Origin of the sequence: Methylobacterium sp. J-070 (assembly GCF_022829385.1) — a bacterium.
GTDB lineage: Bacteria > Pseudomonadota > Alphaproteobacteria > Rhizobiales > Beijerinckiaceae > Methylobacterium.
The window spans coordinates 1-3,532 of record NZ_JAKSXX010000270.1 but is presented as its reverse complement, the minus strand read 5'-3'; the positions used below and the strand labels follow the sequence as shown (position 1 = coordinate 3,532).

Here is a 3,532-nt window from a genome sequence, read left to right as displayed (position 1 = left end):
GCTCGTAAAACAGAGCGCGGTTCGGCAGGTCGGTGAGACCATCGTGGCGAGCCATATGAGCAATTTGCCCCTCGGCCGCTTTGCGCGCGCTGATATCGATCTGCGTGCCGATGAACCGCAGCGCTCGCCCATCGCAATCACGCGATACGACCTTGCCGCGCGTCATCATCCACGCCCAAGAGCCGTCTTTACGCTTCATCCGATGCTCGCACGCGAACGTCGGCATGCGCCCGCTCAGATGCTCGGCTAGCGCACGCTCTGCCGGAATTGTATCCTCAGGGTGGATTAGCGCGCGCCATGTGTGGGCATGACTGGCCAACTCGCCGGGCTCGTAGCCGAGTACGCCCCACCAGCGATCCGAGGACCACGCCTCGCCGGTCGTGAGATCACAATCCCACAGCCCATCGCTGCCAGCGTCCTGCGCCATGGCAAGACGTGCCTCGCTGACTCTCAGCGTCTCCTCGGCGCGCGTGCGAGCGGTGATGTCGGTGAAGGTACGCACCGCGCCACCCTCCGGCAGCGGCACCGTTCGGATCTCCAAGACAGTACCGTTAGGGCGCTCGCGCTCGTAGGTGTGAGCGCCGCGTTCCAGGCCGTTGTTGGCTACCCACTGGCGCAGGGTTTCACTCGACTTGCCGAACTCACCGTGCGCGAGCTGGTGTTGTCGTACTGCTTCGAAGGTCGGTCGGGACCGCATCAACTCCAGCGGCAAATCGAGCAAGGCTATGGCGCGTGCGTTGCACACCTGAACGACGCCGGCGGCGTCGATCATCATCAGGCCCTGATCCATCGTGTCCAGGACGGTGTCGAGGAGCTTCGCCTTCTCGCGCAGCGCGTCCGCCCTAATGCTCATGTTCAGGGATCCTGTCGGTCGCTTGCGCGAACATTTGGCCGAACGGCGCCCATCTCAGCCGAGACCGCAACTATCACGACAGGTCTTTCCGGTTCCTTTCCGAAACTTGGATATACAATTTCTGCGTGTCAAACGCCTCGCACCCCGGCATTGCGCAGGGTGCCGTAGAATTTCCTGGGTCGAACATCTGCTGAGCCTGCTGTAGGCCGATCGGTTGCGGCCGGTAGGGCTGAGCCAGCTTCATCTGCTGCGGCGGTTTCTGCTGCTGTTGCTGCTGCTTCAGGGCGCCAAGCGCATTGGCGATGTTGCCGTAGGAATTGCTCTGCGGCTGCGCGGGAGGGCCGTCCATTGTCAGGGGCTGCCCGGACAGGGACGCCACGTCTGGCGTCGGCGATGACTGGCCCGGTACGGCCGACCCGAGACCCTGGACGCCGGCGAGCCCGAACCCGCCGGCCTGCGCGGTCGAGCCCATCGAGGTCCCGGCCGGTCGAGCGATGCCAGGTGAAACCGACGAGGAACCGGGGCTCGGCAGGGCCTGCCCGTTCGCGAAGCTGTTGGCGTAGGCTCGCGTCGTCGCCAGCCGCGCCGCGTTCTCACCGCCGGGGCGATTGTAGCCCGCGAACTTCCATGCGTCCGCCATCAGGCGATGCGCTTCCTCGGGGCTGCCGGCGCTCTGCAGCCCCTGCGTGAGCTGCGGGTTCTCTTGGAGGAGGAACTTGGCCTGCGCCGCGACTGGATCGGCGGCGCCGGCGGTCGCAGCGCGCATGTTGTCGAGACGATCGGCGCGCCACGACAGGATGCCGCCCGACGTGCCGGCCTGGCCGCTCTCACTTGGGTCCGACCATGATCCGGTGATGTTCGAGGGCGAATAGCGGCTCTCATGCTGCGCGTAGGCCGCGACCGCGCCCAGGCCGTTCGGGTTGGTCAGACCGCCCTGCTGCAGGGTCGAGATGAACCGGCCGCGGATGTCGTTCGGATCCGGCGTTGCCGCCTCGGCGCTGTTCGGGCCCAGCGCGCTCATGGCCGCGGAGGCGAGGCTCTGCGCCTGCGGCTGCACCACGGGCGTCGGTGTTCCCGTTGGCGGCGTCTGCGGCTGGTACCCGGTGAACCCCGGCGGCGTGGCCTGGGGCACGTGCTGACCCATACCGCCCTGACCCTGCGCCTGGGCGAGCTGCTGCATCTGCAGCCACTCCTGGATGGACGGGCTCAACGGCGCATCGCCACCCGTGAAGGAGGGCAAGCCTCCGAAGCTCGGCCCGTCACTCATGCGGAATGCCCCTGCGTTGCGAAATCTGGCCCGCTGGCGGCCGTCGCTGGGTTGCGAGTAGCCGAGTGCGGTTTTCGCCTGTTGCCTTTTCTGGACCTTCTCAGGCCAAATCCGAGGCTATCGACAGAACCGCGAGGCGGGGCCACATTCTCAGACATGCGCCGCTGGGCCGAACCCCCGACCGTCCTCATCGTCTTCGCCGTCGTCATGACGGTGTTGGGCTGGGCCATCCGCGGCGGCGTGGAATGGTCGTATCCGTGGGTGATCGACCATATCGGCCACACTGGGTTCTGGGCCATTTTCTTACCTATCTGGCTAGGCGCTGACATCTACGCTCGGCGCGCTCACCGCCCAAAAGCTGGTAGGGCTGCTGGGAAGTACGGCCGTACTCGATCCGACTGAGACAGCATCGCCGCCTGCGTTCCGCGGGCTCCAAGCTGGCCGAGTGCCGCCGCCCGCTGCTGCGTCACGCCACGAGCCTGGATCGCCGACAGCAGGGCTTCCAGCCTGTCGCCCTGCGTCATCGTCACGGCATCCGCGAGCTGACGGTTGCGCGCCACATCGGACTCGCGGCCCATGGCATTGATGACCGCCTTACCGGCCCGTGCAGCCTGCGACAGGGCATAACCCTTCGGGCCGCCGACGAGCCCCGCCATCGTCCCCCCGAGATCGTCCCCCATCGTCGTGCGCGGTGCGATCCGGTCGGCCGCCTGGGTCCGCTGTGCCGTCTGGGAATTCCGAACGATGTTGCTGTCCGCGTCGGTGAACGCCCGTTCCCGGTTCACAGCCCCGACGATCCGGTTCACCGGATCCTCGCCGTGAAGCTGGGCGAGGTTGGCGGTGTTCCACCCACCCTGACCGCTGCGGGGGTCGATCTGAAGCAGGCCCTGGAGGGCGGTGAGGTCGTTCGGCTTCGTCCCAACCGCTTGGTCGATCGCCGCACGAGAACCCTGCGCCATCGCGGCGCGCTCGGCCGGGGCCATGCCGGCAAGCTGCCGCGCGAGGTCGGCCGGTGCGGTAGCACCCTGGCCGGACCGCAACAAATCGCTGCCCGACTGCACGGCCTCGATCTGACGGGCGAGGGCAGACGATGCGTCGTTCGCCTGCGCGTAGCCCGGCACGCCATCACGCAGCAGCTCGTTCAGATGCGAGCGCACCATCTGCGCGGCGCTATCCTTGCGGGTCTGCGCGCCCGGCTGCACACCGAGGTCGGGGGCTGACGGCCAGATCGGCACCGGCGACCGCGATGCGCTCCTGCAGGGGCGTTGGGTTCGCGCAACCGCTCCACGCTGGCCCTTGAGGCGATCTTCGAGGGCGAGGCGGAAGCCCTGTCCCGCAAGGCCATCGAGCAGGCCCTGGCCGGCGACGGGGGCGCGATGAAGCTGTGCCTGGACCGCCTGCTTTCGCCCCGC

Annotated in this window: 3 protein-coding genes; all 3 read right to left on the bottom strand. The window is 67.5% G+C overall.

The annotated features are described in order from the left end of the window. Positions 1-853, bottom strand: an 853-nt coding sequence (locus MKL01_RS30855; protein ID WP_243908998.1) for a PAS-domain containing protein, incomplete at its 3' end; no start/stop codon positions are given. A 73-nt stretch (positions 854-926) separates the two neighbouring features. After that, entirely contained in the window at positions 927-2,033 is a 1,107-nt protein-coding gene (locus tag MKL01_RS30850; RefSeq protein WP_243908997.1) for a hypothetical protein, read from the bottom strand. Between the two features lie 431 nt (positions 2,034-2,464). After that, entirely contained in the window at positions 2,465-3,280 is an 816-nt protein-coding gene (locus tag MKL01_RS30845) for a hypothetical protein (RefSeq protein ID WP_243908996.1), read from the bottom strand. Positions 3,281-3,532 lie beyond the last annotated feature (252 nt).

Bases quoted from the DNA above. Each gene is read 5' to 3' on its own strand.
- MKL01_RS30845 (WP_243908996.1), bottom strand. From the start codon at position 3,280: ATGGTGCGCTCGCATCTGAACGAGCTGCTGCGTGATGGCGTGCCGGGC.
- MKL01_RS30850 (WP_243908997.1), bottom strand. From the start codon at position 2,033: ATGCAGCAGCTCGCCCAGGCGCAGGGTCAGGGCGGTATGGGTCAGCAC.